Below are 1,795 nucleotides of genomic sequence, written 5' to 3'. Positions count from 1 at the left end.
TATCAGAAGTGATCTGCACCAATCTCGACTATGCTCAATACTCGTGTGCACCAAAGCGAGGTGAGCATGGCGACGGACACCCCACGGATTCCAGAACAAGGCGTGGCCACTCTGCCTGATGAGGCTTGGGAGCGTGCGCGCCGTCGTGCGGAGATCATCAGTCCGTTGGCGCAGTCGGAGACGGTCGGGCACGAAGCGGCCGATATGGCGGCTCAGGCGCTGGGCTTGTCTCGGCGCCAGGTATACGTTCTGATCCGGCGTGCCCGGCAAGGCAGCGGCCTCGTGACGGATCTGGTGCCCGGCCAGTCCGGTGGAGGTAAAGGTAAGGGGCGCTTGCCGGAACCGGTCGAGCGCGTCATCCACGAGCTACTGCAAAAGCGGTTCCTGACCAAGCAGAAGCGCAGCCTAGCGGCCTTTCACCGCGAAGTCACTCAGGTGTGCAAGGCTCAAAAACTGCGAGTGCCGGCGCGCAATACCGTGGCCTTACGGATCGCTAGCCTTGACCCGCGCAAGGTCATCCGCCGGCGGGAAGGCCAGGATGCCGCTCGTGACCTACAAGGTGTGGGCGGCGAGCCTCCTGCCGTGACCGCGCCGCTGGAGCAGGTGCAGATAGACCATACGGTCATCGACCTGATCGTGGTCGATGACCGCGACCGGCAACCTATTGGCCGCCCGTACCTGACCCTCGCCATCGACGTGTTCACCCGCTGCGTGCTCGGCATGGTCGTCACGCTGGAAGCGCCGTCTGCCGTTTCGGTTGGCCTGTGCCTCGTGCATGTCGCCTGCGACAAGCGCCCTTGGCTGGAAGGACTGAACGTGGAAATGGATTGGCAGATGAGCGGCAAGCCCTTGCTGCTCTACCTAGACAACGCGGCCGAGTTCAAGAGCGAGGCCCTGCGCCGGGGTTGCGAGCAGCATGGCATCCGGCTGGACTATCGCCCGCTGGGACAGCCGCACTATGGCGGCATCGTGGAACGGATCATCGGCACGGCGATGCAGATGATTCACGACGAACTGCCGGGAACGACCTTCTCCAACCCTGACCAGCGCGGCGACTACGATTCCGAAAACAAGGCCGCCCTGACGCTGCGCGAGCTAGAGCGCTGGCTCACATTGGCGGTCGGCACCTACCACGGTTCGGTGCACAACGGCCTGCTCCAACCGCCGGCCGCGCGCTGGGCCGAGGCCGTGGCGCGTGTCGGCGTACCGGCCGTCGTCACACGCGCTACTTCGTTCCTGGTCGATTTTCTGCCGATCCTCCGGCGCACGCTGACCCGCACCGGCTTTGTCATCGACCACATCCACTACTACGCCGATGCGCTCAAGCCGTGGATTGCGCGGCGTGAACGCTGGCCGTCCTTTCTGATCCGGCGCGATCCGCGCGACATCAGCCGTATCTGGGTCCTGGAACCGGAGGGACAGCATTACCTGGAAATTCCCTACCGTACCTTGTCGCATCCGGCTGTCACCCTCTGGGAACAACGGCAGGCGCTGGCGAAACTGCGGCAGCAAGGGCGCGAACAGGTGGATGAGTCGGCGCTGTTCCGCATGATCGGCCAGATGCGTGAGATTGTGACCAGCGCGCAGAAGGCCACACGCAAGGCGCGGCGTGACGCGGATCGCCGCCAGCACCTCAAGACATCAGCTCGGCCGGACAAGCCCGTTCCGCCGGATACGGATATTGCCGACCCGCAGGCAGACAACTTGCCACCCGCCAAACCGTTCGACCAGATTGAGGAGTGGTAGCCGTGGACGAATATCCCATCATCGACCTGTCCCACCTGCTGCCGGCGGC

General features: G+C 64.1%; 1 protein-coding gene. It reads left to right on the top strand.

The annotated features are described in order from the left end of the window. The first annotated feature begins 66 nt into the window (after positions 1 to 66). Positions 67 to 1,746, top strand: coding sequence for a Mu transposase C-terminal domain-containing protein (locus QMN38_RS26530; RefSeq protein ID WP_000179844.1), 1,680 nt, complete (start codon positions 67 to 69; stop codon positions 1,744 to 1,746). Positions 1,747 to 1,795 lie beyond the last annotated feature (49 nt).

This window comes from Citrobacter sp. R-1.5.2, from assembly GCF_035064245.1.
Classification (GTDB): domain Bacteria; phylum Pseudomonadota; class Gammaproteobacteria; order Enterobacterales; family Enterobacteriaceae; genus Citrobacter.
Note: the sequence above shows the minus strand (reverse complement) of the source record. Positions and strands in the feature narration are given on the sequence as shown.

Bases quoted from the DNA above. Each gene is read 5' to 3' on its own strand.
- QMN38_RS26530 (WP_000179844.1), top strand. From the start codon at position 67: ATGGCGACGGACACCCCACGGATTCCAGAACAAGGCGTGGCCACTCTG.